Here is a 21,034-nt window from a genome sequence, read left to right as displayed (position 1 = left end):
GCACTTGTTCGCGAACTGCAGGAGATCCTAGGTTTGGCTGCTGTCCGTGAATGTCTTGCACAGGACATACAGGGCAGCTTCCGCCCCTGAAATTCGGGGGCACCGCACCCCTGCATGGGTAGGGTTGGTCTTGTTGCGATCCCCATCGCAGCGACAGAAAATAAAAGCAATACCGCTATATCTGTCGCAACCCATGTCCGGCACGAGTCGATTGCAGGAGTTTCTTTCGTCTTCCACCTGGAGCACCGGACTGACTGACGAGCAGTTGGCCCGCGTCAGCCGAGACGCGTTCGCACGCGAGTACCAGGCCGGCGCCACGATATGCGCTCTCGGCCAGCCCGCCGTGCATTGGATGGGCGTTGTCGAGGGCATGCTGAAGGTGGACAAGGTCGCCGAGGACGGCCGAAGCACCACGTTTTCGGGAGTTCCGTCCGGCTCATGGTTCGGTGAAGGCGCTGTCATCAAGGGCGAACCCAGGCCCTATGCGGTGGTTGCCATCCGCGACAGCTGCGTTGCATTCCTGCCGCGCGCCACGTTCCAGTGGCTCATCGACGACAGCTCATTCTTCAGCCGCTGGGTCATCGATCAACTCAATGCACGCCTCGCGTATTACGTCTCCCTGGTCGAGACCTTCAGGTTTCAGGAGGCCACGGCGCGTGTGGCTTTCTGTGTGTCGGAGCTGTTCAATCCGCAGCTCTTCCCCTCCACAAACAAGCAGCTCGCGATCTCTCAGGAAGAGATCGCGCGCCTCAGTGGTCTTGCGCGGCAGAACACCAACAAGGCCCTTCACGAACTGGAGGAGGCCGGGCTGCTGCGCGCCCGCTACGGAACCATCGAGATCCTTGACCTGCCCGGCCTGCAGCACTTCGCGCGCACGAGCTGATTCGCTCTCAAAGCGCTACAGCCCGGCCCTCCCCGGGCGGCCAGGAAACGCTAGCTTGACGCGCACACAAAGCTGGCGGCCGCATCGAGGTCGCCGCCGATGTACTTCGGATACTGGGGATACCTGCACAGAGGCCGGCTTTTGGACGTGGTGCCCGGAAGCACGAACAGCGTCGATGCGGTGATCGGCGCACTCGATGGCGCGACGCCTTGCTCGAGCCACTCGAACATGGGACCGGCCAAGTCCACCTTGTCGGCTCCATTTCCAAGTGCACAGTGACCCACCCCGGGCGCGGTGTAGTACTCGACGAACTCGTCGGCAGCAGCCTGCCCGCCGCTCCTCTGCACGACGCTTTGATAGTAGGCCGTGGCATTGTTCGCGGTGATAAGCCAGTCCGACAGGCCTGTCCACAGAATCAACTTGCCACCGCGCGCCTTGAATCTGCTGAGGTCAGGGTCGGTCGCGTCCATCATAGAGACAAGCTCGTCGATCCGCGCGGTGTACTGCGCAGGGTCGAGCTGAAGAGGGTCAATGGTGCCATCCCGGGCAACCATGTACTTGATGTAGCCCTCCATCAAGCCCTTCGATGTCGCACCGCCCCACTCCGACCCCGTGAATGAAGATCCCTCTTCGCCGCCCGGCGGAAAGGCCGGCCAGACATAGCGGCCGTTGGCCACGTTGGTCGACGAGTAGATGGTTTGCGCCGACTCGACCTGCGCCGGCGTGAGGCAGGAGTCAGTCTCTGCGCCAGTGCAAGCAAGCTCGGCAGGATCGAAGCTGCACGCATCGGGTCGACCGATGATTCTGTCGTTCAAACCATCGAGGCCATCGCACTTCGCGTACACGGCATTGGCGATGGCATTGATCTTGGGCGCAGTCAGCGCGGCACCCGGCTTCGCGAGTTGCTTGAAGACCTTTTGGTAGGAGAGGAACTGCGGGTTGAAGGCATTGGCAGGAGCCCGTGCAATGATCCCGTCGAACAACTCGGGATTGCGCTGGGCCTGCAGCAACGCCTGCCGTCCTCCGCCAGAGCAGCCTTCGAACACGATCTTGGTGTTCTGAGTGGCATTGCCATAGCGAGCCTTCAGAATCGCCTTCGCCGGCGCGAGCACTCTTGGAACCGACTGATTCGCATAGTCGCTGAACATCTGATCGTCGAGTGCCCACGAGGCATCCATTCCATTGGTGCTGTTGTGACCGTGGTTGGTCGCAATCGTCGCGTAGCGGCGAACGGCCAGATCAGGGCTCACCGAGGGATAGACGGCGGGCGAAGCAATGACGCCGTCGAAGCCCCCCCCGCCCATGAACACCGTGCGATGGTTCCAATCGGTGGGCATGCGCACCTCGAAGTCCAGGTCCTTCGCCATCTCACCAAGCACTACGCAATACTCGGGCACATTGCCGGTCGTCGGCACGAAAGTGGCTTTCGTCACAGTCGCATCCCCGAAGGTTTGGCCGACGAACGCGTGGCACTGACTCTCAGCACTGACTTGCGGAGTCTCCGGCACCACTGGCCCGGCCGGCGGTGCGGGCGATACGGGTGCCGGGGGGGTCGTTGGTAACGTCAGAGCAGGACTGCCGCCGCCACCGCCTCCACATCCGGACGCTGCTGTCAACAAGACAAACGTCGACATGGCAGCGCGTACGCGCCAGGTCGATCGCCCTGCAAGCGAACGCTTGAACGGGCCACGCGCCCTGACCATTGGGGCCGTGAGTAACGGGTTCTTCATGAAGTTGTCTCCTACTGGTTTGTGCGGCTGAATGTCAGTGCGCATAGAGACAGTAGGACGCTGGAAAAGCCTGAAATGTCTGCTGTTGGACATTTCAGGGTTTGTCCGCATCGTCGCGATCGAGACCGCTCATTGCTCTCGCAGATCATCGATCACCTTGCCGTCGTTCGGCAGGCTGTTCGGCACGACGATCTCGACCTCGCAGCGCAGCTTGGTCACCTCCCGCATGCTGGCCACCAGCGACTCGTGCAGGCCGGACGCAGCGTTAACCACTTCCACCTTCAGCGTCATGGCATCGGGCTCCCAGGCGCTTGCGCTGCTTCCGCCGATCACGAGACGGGTGCGTCCAACTTCAGGATGCCGGCGAGCAACTTCTGCCACCTGCTGGGGGCTCACGAACATGCCACGCACCTTTGCCGTCTGATTGGCCCGCCCCAGCCACCCCCGGATGCGAACGTTGGTCCGACCCGAGGGACAGGGCCCCGGCAACACCGCCGACAGGTCACCGGTGCCGAATCGGATCAACGGGCAGTCCGGGTTGAGCGATGTCACCACCACCTCGCCAATCTCTCCCTCCGCAACCGGATCCCCGGTTCCGGGTCGCACGATCTCCACGATCACCCCTTCGTCAAGGACCATGCCCTCACGCGGTGCCGTCTCGTAGGCAATCAGGCCTAGCTCGGCCGTCACGTAGCACTGGTAGGCATCGATGCCGCGCTCCTGGAGCCAGCTTCGGGCAACCGACGGAAAGGCCTCGCCCGAAACCAACGCCTTGGTGAAAGACAGGCGCGCGATGCCTTGAGCCGCTGCGCGCTCCAGCAGCACCTTCAGGAAGCTGGGCGTTCCCACATAGCAGGTCGGCCGCAGATCCACGATGGCCCGAAGCTGAAGATCCGTATTGCCGGTTCCGCCAGGAAAGACCGCGCAACCCAGGGCCAGCGCACCCGCCTCCATCATGGCGCCGGCAGGGGTCAAGTGATAGCTGAAGCTGTTGTGCACGAGCTCGCCGGGCTTGAAGCCTGCCGCGAACATCGCTCGCGCTGTGCGCTCGAAATCACCGCCGTGGCCTTCGGGCTCATACAAGGGCCCGGGTGACTGAAAGACCCGACGCACGCTGGATGGTCCGTGCACGCCGCTCCATCCAACCGCCGAGAACCCCGCAAAGGGATCGTGCGCAGTTCTCGCCGCCTGGCGTTCCATGAAGTCTTCGTGCTTTCGTACGACTGGAAGCGTGGCAAGCACTGAGCGGCTCGTCACGCAAGACGCGTTCACGTCGCGAAGAATGTGCCCCAACGCGGGAGCCGTCGTCATCGCATGAGCGATCTGCCGGGGAAGGGCCGCCATGAGCGCACGCTCGCGCTCCGAGACAGCCCGCACGTCGAGCGCGTCGAAGTACAGGCCACTGGCCCGCTTGGCCCTCGAGCCCTTTGCCACGGCCACCGGGGCCAACTTTGCTTCAGTCACGACAACCATCTCTTTCTCCGCTTGTAGCTCTTCACATCCCGGAAGCTCTTGCGATCCCCCCCACCGACGCCGAGGTAAAACTCCTTGACGTCCTCGTTCTCCCGAAGGCTGGCGGCAGGGCCGTCCATCACGATCCGGCCACTCTCGAGGATGTAGCCATAGTCTGCGTACTGCAGCGCCATGTTCGTGTTCTGCTCAGCGAGCAGGAAGGTCACATGCTCCTTGTCGTTGAGATCTTTCACGATGGCGAAGACCTCCTCGACGATCTGCGGCGCGAGCCCCATCGATGGCTCGTCGAGCAGCACCATTTTCGGGTCGGCCATCAGCGCGCGTCCGATGGCGCACATCTGCTGCTCGCCGCCGGAGGTGTAGGCGGCCTGGCTGGTCCGCCGCGTCTTGAGCCGCGGAAAGTAGGCGTAGACCTTCTCCAGGGTCTGCAGCACCGCGGCTTTGCCATCGGTGCGCGTATAGGCGCCGGTCATCAGGTTCTCTTCGATGCTCAGGTGCGCAAAGCAGTGCCGGCCTTCCATCACCTGCACCAGTCCGCGACGAACCAGATCGGCGGGCGTGAGCGCCTCGATGCGCTCGTTGCGAAGCGTGATGCTGCCCTTCGTCACAGCACCTCTCTCGCCGGCAAGCAGGTTCGAGACCGCGCGCAGCGTGGTGGTCTTGCCGGCACCGTTGCCTCCGAGCAGCGCCACGATGCCGCCTTGCGGAACGGTCAGCGACACCCCCTTGAGCACGAGGATCACATGGTTGTAGATCACCTCGATCCCATTGACGACCAGCAGCGGCTCGGCTTGCGAGCCGGCCACGGCATTTCTTTCCTTGAAAGCCACGACGCTCATTGCTGTCCTCTTCAGCTCTGGCAGTCTTCGGGCGCACGACGCGCGATCTTCTTCTCGGCGGCGTACTTGTCGGCAGCAGTCTTGATCATGGGCTTGAGGATCGTCATGTCCGCCTCGATCGGGTCGGTCACGAACTGCCACTTGGCGCCGTCCCACGTCTGGACACGCGCCGTCGCCATGCCCATGTGGTCGCTGCACGAGGTGCTGATCGGGTTCTTCAGCTTGCCGAAGCCCAGCGCATCCAGTCGCTTCTGATCCAGGTTCAGGTTCTCCAGCCCCCAGCGGACCTGCTCGCCGGTCATGGATTTGCCCTTGCCGAACCGCTCCTGTGCGCGACGAACGGCTTCGACGGTGATCATCGAAATGATCATGCCGTTGTTGTAGAGGATGGAGCCGACCTCCTCCTTCGGCCCGGTACCCTGGCCCTTGCCATGCACGTGCTTGAGGATCTCCTCGGTGGCCTTGGTACCCCCCAGAAGGTTCTGCATGTTGATCGCGCTGTAGCCCTTGGCGCCGGCGCCCACGTCCTTGACGTCGGGCTCCGTGCCGGACCAGTACACGCCGATCATCTTTTCACGCGGATAACCCGTCGCTTGTGCCTCCTTGAGGGCCGTGGAGTTCATCACCCCCCAGCCCCAGAGAACGACGTAGTCCGGCCGCGCCTGGCGGATCTGCAGCCATGTCGCTTTCTGCTCCACGCCCGGCGCGGTCACCGGGAGCAATTGCAGATCGAAGCCATGCATGCGCGCGCGCTCCTGCAGAACGGGGATCGGCTCTTTGCCGTAGGGCGAGTCGTGGTACGCGAAGGTCACCTTCTTGCCCTTCAGCTTGTCGAGCCCGCCTGCCTTGCGGCCGAGGGACTGAATCAGGATGTCGGCCGCCGTCCAGTACGAACCAGCGATCGGAAAGCTCCACTTCAGGACACCGCCATCGGCCGCTTCGGAGCGACCGTATCCCGGCGTGATGAGCGGGACCTTGTCCAGCGGTGCCTTGTCGGTCAACGCAAAGGTGATGCCCGTCGCCTGGGGATCGAATGCGGTCGCGCCCGTGGGGCCCTTGCCCTTGAGGCGCTCGTAGCACTCCACCCCGCGGTCGGTTGCGTACCCGGTTTCGCATTCCTCATAGGTGAACTTGACACCATTCACGCCGCCGTCGCGCTCGTTGACGAGCTTCAGGTAGTCCTGCTTGCCGTTGGCCCACGGCGTGCCGCTCGGTGCATACGGACCCGTCCGATACACGAGCAACGGAACGAACTGCTCCTTGACCAGCGTCGACGACGGCGCCGTCTGTGCAAGGCTGCCCTGAGCGAAGACCAGGCTCGCCGAAACGGCGATCGAAAGAGAGATGAATTGTTTCGTGAACATGGCTGTTGACTGTCTCTTGGTTTGTGTTGGAAGGAGGGGGCTCAATGCGGAAAGGGCCAGAGCCGCAATTTCTCTTTGGCGGTGCCCCACATGCGGGCGAGGCCGTGCGGTTCGACGATCAGGAAGAAGACGATCAGCGCGCCGAAAATCATCGCCTCAAGGTGCGATGCGAGCGTGGTCGAGATCGGCACACCCAGCAGGGCCGGCATCTGGTTGAGCAGAAGCGGGAGCAGCACGATGAATGCCGCGCCGAAGAAACTGCCCACGATGGAACCGAGGCCGCCGATGATCACCATGAACAGCAGTTGGAACGAACGCTCGATGCTGAACGCACTGGGTTCCCAACTGCCCAGATGGACAAAGCCCCAGAGCGCACCGGCGACACCCACGATGAAGCTGCTCACCGCAAAGGCGGTCAGCTTTGCGTACACGGGCCGGATGCCGATGACGGCAGCTGCGACGTCCATGTCCCGCATCGCCATCCACTCCCGGCCGATGGCGCCGCGCACCAGGTTCTTGGCCATCAATGCGAACAGCGCCAGGGCACTCAGGCACAGGATGTACTTCTGTGCCGGCGTGCTGATGGGCATGCCGAAGATCTGGAGGTTCGACACGCTGACAGAGCCTGATGCCGAGTAGTTGGTGAACCATTGAACCCGCAGGAAGGACCAGTCGACGAAGAACTGCGCGGCGAGCGTTGCCACCGCCAGGTACAGCCCCTTGATCCGCAGGCTTGGAATGCCGAACAGCACGCCGACCGCGGTCGAACACAGACCGCCCACCAGCAGCGAGAGGATCAGGGGCATTCCCTCCACCCGCGCCTGCATGTTGTAGGCCGCGTAGGCGCCCACCGCCATGAACGCGCCGGTCCCGAGCGAGATCTGGCCGCAGTACCCCACGAGGATGTTCAGCCCCAGCGCAGCAAGGGACAGGATGAGGAACGGAATGAGAATGGCGCGAAGCCAGTACTCGGAGGCCAGCCAGGGCATGGCCAGGAACGCGACGGCCAGAACACATGCGATGAACACGCGATCCTGGGAGATCGGCAGGATCTGCTGGTCCGCCCGGTACGTCGATTTGAATTGACCGTTTTCGTTGTAGATCATGGGGTGTGCCTCAGACGCGATCGATGATTTTTTCGCCGAACAATCCCTGCGGACGAAGCAGCAGGAATGCAAGCGCGAGCACATACGCAAACCAGATCTCGATGCCGCCACCCAGCAGAGGGCCGAGGTATATCTCGGACACCTTTTCTCCCACACCGATCAGCAGACCGCCCACGATGGCGCCGGGAATGGACGTCAGCCCGCCCAGGATCACCACCGGCAGCGCCTTGAGTGCCACGAGCGACAGCGAGAACTGCACGCCCAGCTTCGATCCCCAGATGATTCCCGCGACCAGCGCGGCGAACCCCGCAACGGACCACACGATCACCCAGATGCGGTTCAACGGAATGCCGATCGACTGCGCCGCCTGGTGATCGTCCGCCACCGCGCGCAAGGCCCGCCCGGTGGCCGTCTTCTGGAAGAAGACCGCGAGCAGGATGACCAACAAAGTGGAAATGGCAGCAGCCACTAGGTCTTCCTGGCTCAGGAGCAACCCGCCTTGAAAGGTGCTCTCAAGAACCATCAGCGGCTCCTTCGGCATGCCTACATCGATCTTGTAGATGTCGTTGCCGAACAGCGTCTGCCCGAGACCGTCAAGAAAGTAGGCAACGCCCAACGTGGCCATAAGCAAGGTGACGCCATCCTGGTTCACCAGGTGCCGCAGGGCCAGCCGCTCGATCGCCCAGGCGACCGCCACCATCACTGCCATCGCTGCCAGGAAGGCCAGCAGGTTCGCGAGGAGCTGGCTCTCGAAGCCAAGCCACTGTGGAATCCAGGTTGAGAAGCGTGCCATCGCCAGCGCCGCAAAAAGCACCATCGCTCCCTGGGCGAAGTTGAAGACGCCTGAGGCCTTGTAGATCAGCACGAAGCCGATGGCGATCAATGAATACAGCATGCCTGCCATCAAGCCGCCGAAAACCGTTTCGAGAAAGAATCCCATCTCTGTGCCTGCTCAGTGTTGTGCGCCAAGGTAGGCACGGATGACTTCTTCGTTGGCCATCACCTCGCGCGGTGTGCCGTCGCCGATCTTTTTTCCGTAGTCCAGCACCACGACCCGATCGCTGATGTCCATCACGACGCTCATGTCGTGCTCGATGAGCACCACGGTCACGCCGAGCTCCTGGTTCACCTCGAGGATGAAGCGGCACATGTCCTGCTTTTCCTCGACGTTCATGCCGGCCATGGGCTCGTCGAGTAGCAGCACCTCCGGCTCCATCGCAAGGGCTCGCCCGAGGTCGACGCGCTTTTGCAGGCCATAGGGCAGCTTGCCGACGGGCGTCTTTCTGAAGGGCTGGATCTCCAGGAAGTCGATGATTTCCTCGACGCGCTCCCGGTGCGCCAGCTCTTCCCTTTCCGCAGGGCCCCAGCGCAGCGCCTGCAGAAGCGGATTGACCTTCATCTTGAGATTCCGCCCCGTCATCAGGTTGTCGAGCACGCTCATGCCCTTGAACAATGCGAGGTTCTGGAAGGTTCGCGCGATGCCCATCTCCGCGACCTGGCGCGAGTTCATGTGCCTGAAGGTCTTGCCCTGGAAGGTGATCGATCCCTCCTGCGGCTGGTAGACGCCGTTGATGCAGTTGAGCATCGAGCTCTTGCCGGCACCGTTGGGCCCGATGATCGATCTCACCTCGTGCGCGCGAACATCGAAGCTGATGTCGGTGAGCGCCTTGACGCCACCGAATCGCAACGTGATGTTGCGGACATCCAGGATTGCGCCCTTCGACTGAGCGCCCTTGACGTCGATTGGCGCGAGCTGCGGCGCTCGTGGCACCGCCTCATCATTTCTCGAATCGTGCGAACGTCGGCTGGCAGTGGCCACCGACGCGCGCTGTACAGCTGTCAGCACGCGGTCTCCTTGTTTGTTCTGGTGGGGTTCGCGATGCGGGCTCAAGCGGCACGCTGGAGGATCGCGAAAGTCTTGGCATCGTGGATGGGCAGCGTCGCCGCGGCGAATCCCTTGCGCCCGTCCTCGAAGCTGATTTCGGTCTCGACGTATTGCGCCGAGGCGCCGCTGAAGAGGGCTTCGACCAGGACCCGATACCGGTCGGCGATGAAACCCCGCCGCACCTTGCGCGTGCGCGTCAGCTCGCCATCGTCCGGGTCCAGCTCCTTGTGAAGAATGAGAAAGCGGCTGATCTGGTTTCCAGCCACGAGGTGGTCCACCGAGAGTTCGGCGTTCGCGGCCTCGACGCAGCCCTGGATGAGTTCGGCCACTTCCGGCTTCTGGGCCAGGTCGGTGTAGCCGGAGTAGGAAAGGCTTCGCCGCTCGGCCCAGTTGCCGACGGACTCGAAGTCGATGTTGATGAAGGCGCACACCCGGTCCCTGGCGTGGCCGAAGGCCACCACCTCCTTGATGTAAGGCGAGAACTTCAGCTTGTTCTCGACGTACTTGGGTGCGAAGGTCGCGCCGTCGTGGCTGCCGCCCGCCAGGCGGCCGACGTCCTTGAGACGATCCACGATGCGCACATGCCCGTCGTCGTCGATCAGGGCCGCATCGCCGGTGTGGTACCAACCGTCGGCGTCCAGGACCTCTGCGGTCGCTTGCGAGTTCTGGTGGTACTCCTTGAGCGTGCCGGGCGATTTCACGAGTAACTCCCCACTCGCGGCAACCTTGACCTCGACGCCGGGCGCCGGAATGCCGACGGTGTCGGGCTTGACCTTGCCATCGGGCTGCAAGCAGACGAAGACGGCCGTCTCCGTCGTGCCGTACAACTGCTTGAGATTGATGCCGATAGAGCGAAAGAAGGCAAACAGGTCAGGACCGATGGCCTCGCCGGCCGTGTACGCAACGCGTATCCGGCTCATGCCCAACTGAGCGCACAAGGGGCGATAGAAAAGCACATTGCCTACCGCGTACTGCAGGCGCTCGACCAGCGTCACCGGCTCGCCCGCCATGACGTTCTGGCCGACCCTGCGCGCCACGGCCATGAAATAGTCGTACGCCTTTCGCTTCAGAAGGCTTGCATCGTTCATCCTGACCGTGACGGCCGTGAGCATCTCTTCGAACACCCGCGGAGGTGCGAAGTAGTAGGTCGGACCGATCTCCTTGAGATCGATGCCGACGGTTTCCGGCGACTCCGGGAAATTCACCGTGTAGCCGCTCGCCAGCCACATGGTGTACGAGAAGATGTTCTGGCCGAGCCATGCGGGCGGCAGAAAGGCCAACACCTCTTCGCGTTCGGAGATCCGATCAAAGGCCTTGCCCGATTGCGCGCTGAGGATCAGTGACCGATGCGTATGCACGACGCCCTTGGGCAGGTTGGTCGTGCCGGATGTGAAGAACATCGCTGCCACATCGTCGGGTCGAACCAGCGCAGCCTGCTCGTCGTAGAAGGCCGCATGCTCCGCACCGAACTGCCGCCCCGCTTCCACCAGGGCATCGAGTGAACCAAGCCACGACTGGGGGTACTTGCGCAGGCCACGTCCGTCGTCGAACCATACCCGGCTCAAGTCCGGACAACCCTCTTTCACCTCGAGCAACTTGTCGACCTGCTCCTGCTCTTCCACGATCGCGAATGCAACTTTCGCGCTGGCCAGCGGATAGGCGTACTCGGCCGCCGGCGCATCCTGATAGAGCGGCACAGGGATGGCCCCGAGCGCCTGCAGCGCCGTCAACGAGGCCTGGAGGCGGGGGCGGTTGCCACCGATCAGCGCGACGTGGTCGCCGCGGCATACGCCGGCCTGTGCCAGCCCGCAGGCCAGGTCGTGAACCAACCGCGACACGTCCAGCCAGGAGTGCGCCTGCCAGATTCCGAACTTCTTCTCGCGCATCGCAACGCGCGCACCGCTCACGCGCACTTGCGAAGCGAGCAGGGCCGGAAATGTTGTCTCGGGTTTCACGCACCAGTCTCCAAATGTCAGGCCAGGGCCCGGAGTGTTCTGCACAGCGCAGCAAGGTTTGGAGTGTTCATTCCCTGCGAGAGATGCAATGTCTTGGTCATGACAATCGAGGGTTATCCCCGGACGACTACGGACAAACCCCGAAATGTCCGGCACCAGACATTTGCCGCCTGCTCCCCTGCCTACCGTGCTACTGCGGTCCAAAGGCCGCGCCAAATCAAACGCAGGAGACAACTCATGAAATTTTCATCCCCGGCCTTGAACGCCATCCGAAGCCGCGAGCCTGCATGCCGGCCCCGCTGGCTCGCGCTCGCGACCGGTACGCTGGTCGGACTGGCCGCGGCGCTAGCGGGCTGCGGCGGCGGAAGCGGCGGCAGCAGTTTCGCGGGCGGCATCGGCGCAGTCGGCACTGTCGGCGGCAATGGCGGAGGCAGCAACGGCAGCGGCGATCCTGCACCGGTCGTGCCCGACACCCAACAAGCCAGCGCCGAGAGCCGATGCAAGGCGTTCCTCGGCCGGACCTTCGACGGCGCGACGATCACCAAGGCGACCTTCATGCCGGCCACCGATGCCGTGCCCGAGCACTGCATCGTGCGCGGCGAAATGCCGAAGGACCTGGACTTCGACGTACGGATGCCCACGGAGTGGAATCACCGCACCGTCTTCAGGGGCGGCGGCGGCTTCGATGGCTATCTGAATGTTGGCTACATCAGCGATCCTGCCGTCAGCCCGGTTGGAAGCCCAGACCTGCCCAAGCGCGGCTACGCGACCATCGCCACCAACCACGGGCACGACATGATTGCGAAACCGGGAGGATCCTTCGCGCTCGACGAGGACATGCTCGCCGACTACGCGTATGCATCCGTTCCACGGGTCCTCGTGCCGGCGAAGTCGATCCTGCGCGCGCACTACGGCGACTCGTTCGCCAACACCAAGATGGTCTACGAGGGCTGCTCTGGCGGCGGTCGCCAGGCGCTGATGCAGGCGCAACGCCATCCGGATCTCTTCGACGGCATCATCGCCCGCGCGCCGGCGAATGCCTTCACGTCGCAGTTCCTCTGGTACCAGAAGATCGGGAAGCAACTGGCGAAGCCAGGCGCGGCCCTGAGCGCCGCCAAGATCAAGACGATCGGCGATGCCGTGTATGCCAAGTGCGACGGGCTCGACGGACTGAACGACAGGATCATCGGAAAGCCCGAAGCCTGTCAGTTCGATCCCGTCGAACTCGCATGCAACGGTGCAGAAACCGATGCCTGCCTGACACCTGCGCAGGTCGAGTCCGCGCAGGCGTTCTATGCCCCCACCAGCATCGCCAACGGCCGCTACGTCTGGCCCGGCTTTCTGCCCGGTGGCGAGACCGCGGCCACATGGGGCGCATCGACCTCCAACCTGGGAGGCGACTTCATCAAGTACATGGTCGCCCAGGATGCTTCCGTGGACCCGCTCCTGCTGGATCCCGCGCAATACACGGCGCGCCTCGATCAGCTCAGTGCGATGCTCGATGCCGTCGACCCTGATCTGAGCCGGTTCAAGGCAAAAGGCGGAAAACTGGTGCTGTGGACAGGCCAGACCGACTGGCTGATTACGGCGAACAACGCCACCGAGTACTACCAGAGCGTCGTCAAGAAGAGCGGCGGCCAATCCGCGGCGGACGAATTCGTCGAGTACTACACCGCCCCCGGCGTGGAGCACTGCAACGGCGGCAACGGGGCGGACAAGGTGGATCTGGCGGGCCCCATGTTCGAGTGGATCGAGAAAGGAACCAAGCCCTCGTCTTCGACGATCGTTGCCACGCAGCGCACCGTTGCGGCAGGAGCGACGCCTGCCAGCAGGCCACTTTGCAGGTATCCGCAGTACCCCCGGTACGTTGGGGGCGATCCCAACGCCGCGGCGAGTTTTGCCTGTACGTCGCCGTAGCACCAGCGCGTTCCATGCCCACCGGCCTTGCCTTCAGGACGATGGCCGGAACCCGGAAAGGGCAGACATCCTTGCCTTGAGGGCCTCGATGAATGCGGTCACACGCGCGGGCCTGTAGATGCCCGGAGGCAGCGCGACGTGAATGGCGATCGGTTCGAGCCACCAATTCGCCAGCACCCGCTGCACCCGGCCGGTCTTGAGGTCGTCCTGGCACATCCAGGGGGCCGCCGCGCCGATGCCGGCTCCGTTGAGGATCGCGCGGTAGCTCGACAACAGGCTGTCGGTCTGGATCGGCGTGTCGAGCGTCACCATACGGGAGCGGCCCGATCGATCCAGCATGCGCACGTTGCCGGTCACGTAGGGCACGAGCCCAACGCAGGGCAACTGCGGAAGACGCGCGATGGTGACGGGCCCCAGTTTCCTGAGCAATTCGGGCGTGGCGATCAGCACGCGCTCCATCATGCCGAGCTTGCGGCTCACCAGGCCAGGATCGCGCACCTCGCCCACGCAGACCCAGCATTCCGCGCCCCATGCGGTCAGGTCGAGCACCCGATCGGTCAGCGTGAGTTCGACGCGCAGCGCCGGATGCGCCGCGCGCAGGTCGGTCACGGCATCGGTCAGGAAGCCCGTTCCGTACCCCGAAGGCCCGATCACGCGCAGCGTGCCTTCAGGTCGGCTCTGCCCGCCCTTCAGGCGTTGCGACAGGCCCGACCAACGGTCGCCGAGGTCGCGGGCCTCGACGAGCAGCGAGCGCCCTTCGTCGGTGAGCGAAAAGCTCGCGGTCGTGCGCAGCGCCAGCTTGCAGCCGAGCAGCCGCTCCAGTTCGAGCAGCCGACGGCTGACGGTGGGCTGCGTCGTGCCCAGCAGCCGCGCCGCCTTGCTGAGCGATCCGCTCTCGCCGATCTTCTGGAAAGTGTCGAGCAGGTCGAGTCGGTCATGTACGTGCTTCATGCGACGAACGTATAACACTTCATCACTCCATGCGTCTACCGCAAAGTGACCGCGATTCGTATCGTCGGGTCATGAACACCTCGAACTCCCCCGCGACTGGCATCGCCCGGATCGGCGACGCGCCGAAGGGCGGCTCCGTCCTCGGCTTCTACGCACCCAAGGGTTCGGCCCGCCCGCCGCGCGTCGCCCGCGGCGAAGGCATCTTCCTGTGGGATGCGAACGGCAAGCGCTATCTCGACGCAACCGCCGGCGCCGTCGTCGCGAACATAGGCCACGGCAATCCGCGCGTGCTGGCCGCGATGACCGAACAGGCATCGAAGGTGACCTTCGCGTACCCGCGTTTCTTCGAGAGCGAGCACAACATCGCGCTGGCCGACCGCGTCTGCGAACTCGCGGGCGAGGGCTTCGACCGCGCATTCTTCGTGTCGGGCGGGTCGGAGGCCAACGAGGCCGCGATCAAGCTGGCGCGCCAGTACGCGGTCGTGACCGGCCAGGGCGGCCGCTCGAAGGTGATCTCGCGCGATCCGAGCTACCACGGCTCGACGCTCGGCGCGCTGGCGGTCACCGGCGATGCCAACACGCTCGACCTGTACGGTCCGATGGTGCGCCCGATGCCCAAGGTGCCGGCCCCCTTGTCATACCGCGTGCCCGATGGCCACACGGTCGAGTCGCACGAGAAGGCGTGCGCCGACGCGCTCGAGCAAACCATCCTGCGCGAAGGCCCGGAGACAGTGCTGGCCTTCATCCTCGAACCCATCGGCGGCCTCTCGACCGGCGCGGTGGTTTCCTCGGCCGCCTACTTCCGACGCGTGCGCGAGATCTGCAACCGCCACGGCGTGCTGCTGATCTTCGACGAGATCATGAGCGGTGCCGGCCGCACCGGCGCCTTCCTCGCCGCGCACCACTGGGAAGACGCGCGCCCCGACCTCGTCACGCTCGCCAAGGGCCTGGCCGCCGGCTACACGCCGCTCGGTTGCCTGCTCGCACCGAACAGGATGGTCGATGCGATCGCGGGTGCCGGCGGCTTCGTGCATGGCCACACCTACTTCACGAATCCGCTGTCGTGCGCGGTCGCGCGCGCGGTGGTCGACGAGGTCGTGCGGCAAGACCTCATGGTTCGCGCACGCGACATGGGCGAACTGCTGATGGCACGCCTGCGCGACATCGCGTCGCGCTCGCCGGTCGTCGGCGACGTGCGCGGCAAGGGTCTGCTTACCGCCATCGAAATCGTCTCGGACAAGGCGAAACGCAGTCAGCTGCCGGTCGCTTTCAACGCACCCGCACGGCTTACCGAGCACGGCTTGAAGCATGGCATCGCGCTCTACAACCGCCGGGCCAACCTCGGCGCCTTCGGCGATTTCCAGATGATCACGCCGCCGCTCACGATCACCGAAGCGGAGATCGACGAGTTGGCCGAGCTGCTCGACAAGTCGCTGACCGATCTTGCCGACGAGGTCGCCCGCAAGGGCCTCGTGCGCTGAACCCGGCGACCGCACCGATTCCGCAACCCCACCCAGGAAAGCCCCCGATGAAGCTCTCTGCCACCCTCAAGGCCGCATTCGCCTGCACTGCATTGGCCTTCGCCGCCGCGGCCGCGGCGCAGATCAACACCACGCACGGTCCGCTCAAGCTCATCGTCGGCTATCCGGCCGGCGGCTCGGCCGACGTGCAGGCGCGCACGCTCGCCGACAAGCTGGCCGCCGAACTCGGCACGATCGTCGTCGTCGACAACCGCACCGGCGCAGGCGGCGCGATCGCGGCCGACTACGTTCGCACGGCGCCGGCGGACGGGCTCACCGTGCTGCTCGCCAACATGCACATGATGGTCATGCTGCCGCTCACTACGAAGTCGGTGCGCTACGACCCCGTCAAGGACTTCAAGCCCGTCGGCCGCATCGTGAGCTTCTACGAAGGCATCGCGGTGCCCGCGGAGCTGCAGGCCAGGGATGTGAAGCAGTGGCTCGACATCGCCGCCAGGGATCCGAAGAAGGCGAACTACGGCGTGCCTGCGCCGGGCAGCGTCTCGCAGTTCATGGGCTACCGCCTCGGCAGCGACGCCAAGGCGGGGCTCATGGCCGCGCCCTACCGAGGCGCCGCGCCGCTGGTGCAGGACCTGCTCGGCAACCAGATCTCGGCCGGCATCATGCCCATTGCCGATCTCGTCGCGCACCAGCAGTCGGGCAAGCTCAAGGTGCTGGCGGTGAACGGCACCCGACGCGCCGCATTGCTGCCCGACGTGCCGACGCTCAAGGAACTCGGCCAGCCGCACTTCGACAACCTGGAATGGACCGGCCTCTTCGTGCCGGCCGGCACGCCGCGGCCCATCGTCGACCAGCTGCATGCGGCGCTCGGCAAGGCACTCGCCAACAAGGACGTGCAGGAACGGCTGCTGAAGCTCAGCAGCGATCCGAATCCGAGCACGCCCGAAGAACTCTCGGCGCTCATCGTCGACGACATCAAGCGCTGGGCCCCGGTGGTGAAGGCCTCCGGCTTCACGTCGGAATGACAGCGACCGCCCCGCACCCGATCCCGCCGCACAAACCGCTGCAGCTGCCCGGCCTCCACGGCTACGCCGATGCCAAGACCGTGGCGGCGGGCGATCTCGTCCGCTTCCATGTCAGCAGCGACGTGCCTTACGAATTCGCGGTCTACCGGCTGGGCAGCGACGTCGAAGGACGCAGCGACGACGTGGCGCTCGAAGCATTCGCGCCGCATCAGGCGCGCGTTCAGCCGATCCATCCCGGCTCCTATGTGCATGTTGAACGCGGCTTGCCGGCCGGCCTGCCGCTGCGCGGGTTGAGCTTCGAATGCTGGATCAAGCCCTGGACGGTCGATGTACGGCAGGCCATCGTCAGCCAGCACGACGATCCCGCGCACCGCGGCTTTGCGCTCTTCATCGAACCAGGCGGGGCACTGTCGTTCCACCTGGGAGACAACGCCGCGCCATCGCACGGCCGGCTCGCGACGCGACGTTGGCAGCACATTGCCGCCACGTGGAACGGCGAGCTCGCAACGCTCTGCATCGATGGCGTGTGCGTCGCGGAGTGGCCCGCACTGCAGGCCGTCCAGCCCGCAACCGCGCCGCTGCGGCTCGGCGCGAGCGCCATCGGCGGCCAGGCCGACCTGTTCCTCGAAGCCGACCTCGTCATGCCGGCGTTGTACGACCGGGCGCTGTCGACCGGCGAGATCGCCGCGCGCCGCGAACAACGCGGATTGCAGATCCCGACGGGCCGCTCGGTACTCGGCTGCTGGCCGCTGCGGGAAGAACGCGGCTCGCAGGTGGCCGATGCCAGCGGGCATCAACGCACCGGCCGCATCGTCAACCACGCGACCTGGATGATCGTCGGCCCGGCCTTCGAGCCCGGCAAGGTCGGCCACTATGAAGAAGACGAATCGCCCTACGACCCGCTCCACGATCCGACGCGCGGGCACGGCCTGCGTTTCGCCGGCGATGATCTCTACGACTGCCGCTGGGACGCGGTGCACGAATTCCGCGTTCCCGGCGACGCCAGGTCCGGCGTCTACGTCGGCCGCGCGCGCTTCGACATCGAAGGCCGCAAGGCGGACTACGACATCACTTTCATCGTGCGCAAGCCCGCGCACGTGGCGCCCGCTCCTGTCCTCGTGCTGTGCGCCGTCAACAGCTGGCTCGCCTACGCCACCACGCCCTTCGCGAAGAACGTGGTCGACGATCCGGTGTGGCCGCGCCGTTCGGAGGGCCTCGAGAACAGCCATCCCGAAGCGCCGGCCTTCAGCAGCTACGTCTACCACCGCCACGGCCAGCCCTGCTACCAGGTCGGCCTGCGCATGCCCTGGCCCAATGCCAGCCCCAACGCGCTCTACGACCCGGCCGCGAGCGGCTTCAGCCAGTGGACGCGGCTCGAGCGTCACCTGCACGTATGGCTCGAGAAGCAGGGCTACGACTACGACGTGGTTGGCGACATCGACCTGCACCGCGACCCGTCGCTGCTCGCGCGCTACAAGACCGTCTTCATCAACGGCCACAGCGAATACTGGTCGCTGCCGGGCGTGGAGGGGCTCGACGATTTCCTGAAGCGCGGCGGCAGCGCGGTCGTGCTGTCGGGCAACACCATGTACCTGCGCGTGAGCTACGACGAGGACTTCTCCGTCATGGAGCAGCGGAAGGTCAACGGGCCCGATCACGACGAGGCCGGACCGCCCGTCGGCCCGCCAGCGGGCGCGTTCGGCGAGCAGTACCACAGCCAGGACTGGGCGCGCGGCGGACGGCTCAAGGCATCGGGCCGGCCGGCCGCGGACATCATCGGCCTCGAAACCGCGGGCTGGGCCTTCGCCGACGGCGACGACTTCGGCGTCTACCACGTCGAGCTGCCGGCGCATGCGCTCTTCAACGAGCCGCAGCCGCTGGGCCTCGGCAAGGGCGAAACCTTCGGCCATGCGCCCGGCGGCGGGCTGCCGCGCGCCATCGGACACGAGTGGGACCTGACCCTCTCGACCCTGGCGAAGATGACGACGCGCTGCCCTCCGGGTGCTTCCCTGCCCGTCGCGCAAGAGGGCATCGAGGTCATCGCCAAGGGCATCCGGCGCGTCCCGGGGAAGATGGACGCCTACCTCGACCACTACTCGAGACTCACCGAATCGCTCGACGGACTGTCGGCCGAGATGATCTATTGGGAGCGGCCGCAAGGCGGGCGCGTGTTTCATGCAGGCGCAGTCGGGGCGGCCTGGGTGGTTGGCAGCGACCCGCTCTTCGGAAAGTTGCTCGGCAATGTGCTGCATCGTTTCGGTGTGACACCCAGGAACCCCTCGCGAGTTCACTCCAGCAAGACTGCGCCATGACCACGCATCCAGAAATCGCCCCTCACGCCGTGTCTGCACCGTCCGATGCACCCTTGTGGACACCCACGCCGGCCCGCAAGGAGCGGGCCCTGATCACCCGCTTCGAGGCCTGGCTGGATCGCGAGCGCGGCCTTCGCTTCGAGAACTACGAGGCCCTGTGGCAATGGTCGGTGACCGACCTGGAGGGCTTCTGGAGCGCCGTCCTGGCCTTCTTCGAGCTTCCGTTGCGAGCACCGTACGAGAGTGTCCTGTCCGGCGAAGACATGCCGGGCGCCCGCTGGTTCGAAGGCGCCCGGCTCAACCTGGTCGACCAGGTGTTCCGCCACGCGCGCCTTGCCTCACCCGCGATCGTTTTCGAAAGCGAGGCCTCGGGCACCGGCGCCATGAGCTGGGTCGAGCTCCAGCGTCAGGTGGCATCGGTGGCCCAGGCCTTGCGCGACCTGGGTGTGCAGCAGGGCGACCGGGTGGCCGGCTACCTTCCCAACATCCCCCAGGCGGTCGTTGCGTTCCTGGCCGCCGCCAGCCTGGGTGCGGTGTGGTCCCTGTGCGCGCCGGACATGGGGCCGGTGAGCGTGGGCGACCGATTCCGGCAGATCGAGCCCAAGGTGCTGGTCGCGGTGGATGGCTATCGCTTCGGCGGCAAGCCGTTCGACCGCCGCGGGGCGCTGGACGAGATCCTGCGCGAGTTGCCGACGGTCACCGGCATCCTCTGGATTCCGCACCTTGACGCGGCTGCGCATCCGCCCGGACAGGCCGCGGGCCGCACGACGGTGCGCTGGCAGGAGGCCATCGCGCGCGAGGCGGCCTGGCAACCGGCGGCCCTGCCGGCGGACCACCCGCTGTGGATTCTTTACTCGTCGGGAACGACGGGGCTGCCCAAGGCCATCGTCCACGGCCACGGCGGGGTGCTTGCGAACGGCATGGTGAACATGGTTTTGCATGGCGACCTGCACCCGGGCGAGCGCGTCTTCTGGGCGGCCAACACGTCGTGGATGGTCTGGAACGCGCATGTCCTGGGGCTGCTGGGCGGCGCCACCCTCGTGCTGTACGACGGCGCCGTGACCGGCGCCGGTGCCGAGCCGGACTGGGGCCACCTGTGGAAGCTGGCAGGGCGGCTGGGCGTTCACGTGTTCGGCGCCGGCGCCGCGATCCACCACGCGTGCCTGAAGGCCGGCATCGTGCCGCGCGAGATCGCGGACCTGGGGCAGTTGCACACGGTATCGTCCACCGGCTCTCCCCTGTCCCCTGAGGCTTGCGAATGGCTGTACGGCGCCGTCAAGCGCGACCTTTGGCTCAACATCGTTTCCGGTGGAACGGACATTGCCGGCGGCTTCCTGGTGGGGCTTCCCACCCTGCCGGTGCGCACGGGCGAGATGCAATGCCGCACCTTGGGCGCCTGCGTGCAGGCGTGGAACGATGCCGGCCAACCCGTGCTGGACGAGGTGGGGGAACTGGTGTGCACCCGGCCGCTGCCTTCGATGCCGCTGTACTTCTGGGGAGATGCGGGCCATCGGCGGTACCTGGACAGCTACTTCGAGAGCTTCAAGGACAGCCAGGGCCGCAACGTCTGGCGGCATGGCGACTGGGTGCGCCTGGTGCCGCGGCCAGACGCCACGGCGGGCGTGATCTACGGCCGTTCGGACGCCACCATCAACCGCCAGGGCGTGCGCATGGGAACGTCCGAGCTGTACCGCGTGGTCCAGGGCATGGCCGAAGTGATGGACAGCCTGGTCGTGGACCTGGAGTACCTCGGGCGCGATTCGTACATGGCGTTGTTCGTCCAGCTGCAGGCCGGCATCCAGCTGGACGAGCCGCTGGAGCAGCGCATCCGGCAGGCCTTGCGCACGGGCCTGTCGGCACGCCACGTACCCAACGAAATCATCCAGGTGGACACGATCCCGAAGACCATCACCGGCAAGAAGCTGGAGCTGCCCGTCAAGAAGCTCCTGCTGGGCCACGCGCTCGAGAAGGTCGTGAGCCGCAACGCGCTGGCCGAGCCTGGAAGCATCGACTGGTACGTGGATTTCGCCGAAAGGTACCGGCGCCGCACGGGCTGATGCGATCACCAAGTGGGCGCATGCGGACGATGGCAGGCCCCATAAGGAAATGCGTC

15 protein-coding genes are annotated in these 21,034 nt (G+C 65.2%); 6 read left to right on the top strand and 9 right to left on the bottom strand.

What is annotated here, in order from left to right; translation table 11 throughout:
• The first annotated feature begins 193 nt into the window (after nucleotides 1-193).
• Nucleotides 194-883, top strand: coding sequence for a Crp/Fnr family transcriptional regulator (locus PMI12_RS21095; RefSeq protein WP_007836516.1), 690 nt, complete (start codon nucleotides 194-196; stop codon nucleotides 881-883).
• 50 nt (nucleotides 884-933) lie between these two features.
• Here the strand turns inward: PMI12_RS21095 and PMI12_RS21090 are convergent, their stop codons facing one another.
• The 8 genes from PMI12_RS21090 to PMI12_RS21055 all read right to left on the bottom strand — a co-directional run bounded on the left by PMI12_RS21090 (nucleotide 934) and on the right by PMI12_RS21055 (nucleotide 11,235).
• Entirely contained in the window at nucleotides 934-2,316 is a 1,383-nt protein-coding gene (locus PMI12_RS21090; protein ID WP_237726145.1) for a tannase/feruloyl esterase family alpha/beta hydrolase, read from the bottom strand.
• 426 nt (nucleotides 2,317-2,742) lie between these two features.
• Complete coding sequence (locus PMI12_RS21085; protein WP_007836514.1) at nucleotides 2,743-4,086, bottom strand: phenylacetate--CoA ligase family protein; 1,344 nt, start codon at nucleotides 4,084-4,086, stop codon at nucleotides 2,743-2,745.
• Nucleotides 4,074-4,925 carry an ABC transporter ATP-binding protein gene (locus tag PMI12_RS21080; RefSeq protein WP_007836513.1) on the bottom strand — a complete coding sequence of 284 codons (852 nt, stop codon included), beginning with the start codon at nucleotides 4,923-4,925 and terminating at the stop codon, nucleotides 4,074-4,076. The genes PMI12_RS21085 and PMI12_RS21080 overlap by 13 nt, the downstream gene beginning before the upstream one ends.
• 11 nt (nucleotides 4,926-4,936) lie before the next feature.
• The gene (locus PMI12_RS21075) at nucleotides 4,937-6,289 is read right to left on the bottom strand and encodes an ABC transporter substrate-binding protein (RefSeq protein ID WP_007836512.1); all 1,353 of its coding nucleotides are present in this window, start codon (nucleotides 6,287-6,289) and stop codon (nucleotides 4,937-4,939) included.
• Between the two features lie 41 nt (nucleotides 6,290-6,330).
• A complete protein-coding gene (locus tag PMI12_RS21070; protein ID WP_007836507.1) occupies nucleotides 6,331-7,395 on the bottom strand; it encodes a branched-chain amino acid ABC transporter permease in 1,065 nt (354 codons plus the stop codon).
• 10 nt (nucleotides 7,396-7,405) lie between these two features.
• A complete protein-coding gene (locus PMI12_RS21065) occupies nucleotides 7,406-8,335 on the bottom strand; it encodes a branched-chain amino acid ABC transporter permease (RefSeq protein ID WP_007836506.1) in 930 nt (309 codons plus the stop codon).
• 12 nt (nucleotides 8,336-8,347) lie between these two features.
• Complete coding sequence (locus PMI12_RS21060; protein WP_042673932.1) at nucleotides 8,348-9,139, bottom strand: ABC transporter ATP-binding protein; 792 nt, start codon at nucleotides 9,137-9,139, stop codon at nucleotides 8,348-8,350.
• Between the two features lie 143 nt (nucleotides 9,140-9,282).
• Nucleotides 9,283-11,235: an AMP-dependent synthetase/ligase gene (locus tag PMI12_RS21055; RefSeq protein ID WP_007836504.1), complete on the bottom strand. Its 1,953-nt coding sequence runs from the start codon at nucleotides 11,233-11,235 to the stop codon at nucleotides 9,283-9,285.
• Between the two features lie 237 nt (nucleotides 11,236-11,472).
• Between PMI12_RS21055 and PMI12_RS21050 the strand changes: the two genes are divergently transcribed.
• Nucleotides 11,473-13,152: a tannase/feruloyl esterase family alpha/beta hydrolase gene (locus tag PMI12_RS21050; RefSeq protein ID WP_007836503.1), complete on the top strand. Its 1,680-nt coding sequence runs from the start codon at nucleotides 11,473-11,475 to the stop codon at nucleotides 13,150-13,152.
• 33 nt (nucleotides 13,153-13,185) lie between these two features.
• Here the strand turns inward: PMI12_RS21050 and PMI12_RS21045 are convergent, their stop codons facing one another.
• On the bottom strand, nucleotides 13,186-14,103 hold the full coding sequence (locus PMI12_RS21045; RefSeq protein WP_007836502.1) for a LysR family transcriptional regulator: 918 nt from the start codon (nucleotides 14,101-14,103) through the stop codon (nucleotides 13,186-13,188).
• A 71-nt stretch (nucleotides 14,104-14,174) separates the two neighbouring features.
• Here PMI12_RS21045 and PMI12_RS21040 point away from each other — a divergent pair, with 71 nt between their 5' ends.
• The 4 genes from PMI12_RS21040 to PMI12_RS21025 are packed head-to-tail and all read left to right on the top strand — an operon-like array spanning nucleotide 14,175 to nucleotide 20,978.
• A complete protein-coding gene (locus tag PMI12_RS21040; protein WP_007836501.1) occupies nucleotides 14,175-15,584 on the top strand; it encodes an aminotransferase family protein in 1,410 nt (469 codons plus the stop codon).
• Between the two features lie 47 nt (nucleotides 15,585-15,631).
• Nucleotides 15,632-16,609, top strand: coding sequence for a Bug family tripartite tricarboxylate transporter substrate binding protein (locus PMI12_RS21035; RefSeq protein WP_007836500.1), 978 nt, complete (start codon nucleotides 15,632-15,634; stop codon nucleotides 16,607-16,609).
• The gene (locus tag PMI12_RS21030; RefSeq protein ID WP_007836499.1) at nucleotides 16,606-18,921 is read left to right on the top strand and encodes a LamG domain-containing protein; all 2,316 of its coding nucleotides are present in this window, start codon (nucleotides 16,606-16,608) and stop codon (nucleotides 18,919-18,921) included. Before PMI12_RS21035 ends, PMI12_RS21030 begins: the two co-directional genes overlap by 4 nt.
• Complete coding sequence (locus PMI12_RS21025) at nucleotides 18,918-20,978, top strand: acetoacetate--CoA ligase (RefSeq protein ID WP_007836498.1); 2,061 nt, start codon at nucleotides 18,918-18,920, stop codon at nucleotides 20,976-20,978. The genes PMI12_RS21030 and PMI12_RS21025 overlap by 4 nt, the downstream gene beginning before the upstream one ends.
• Nucleotides 20,979-21,034 lie beyond the last annotated feature (56 nt).

Origin of the sequence: Variovorax sp. CF313, assembly GCF_000282635.1 — a bacterium.
In the GTDB taxonomy this organism is placed as follows: Bacteria; Pseudomonadota; Gammaproteobacteria; order Burkholderiales; family Burkholderiaceae_C; genus Variovorax.
Note: the sequence above shows the minus strand (reverse complement) of the source record. Positions and strands in the feature narration are given on the sequence as shown.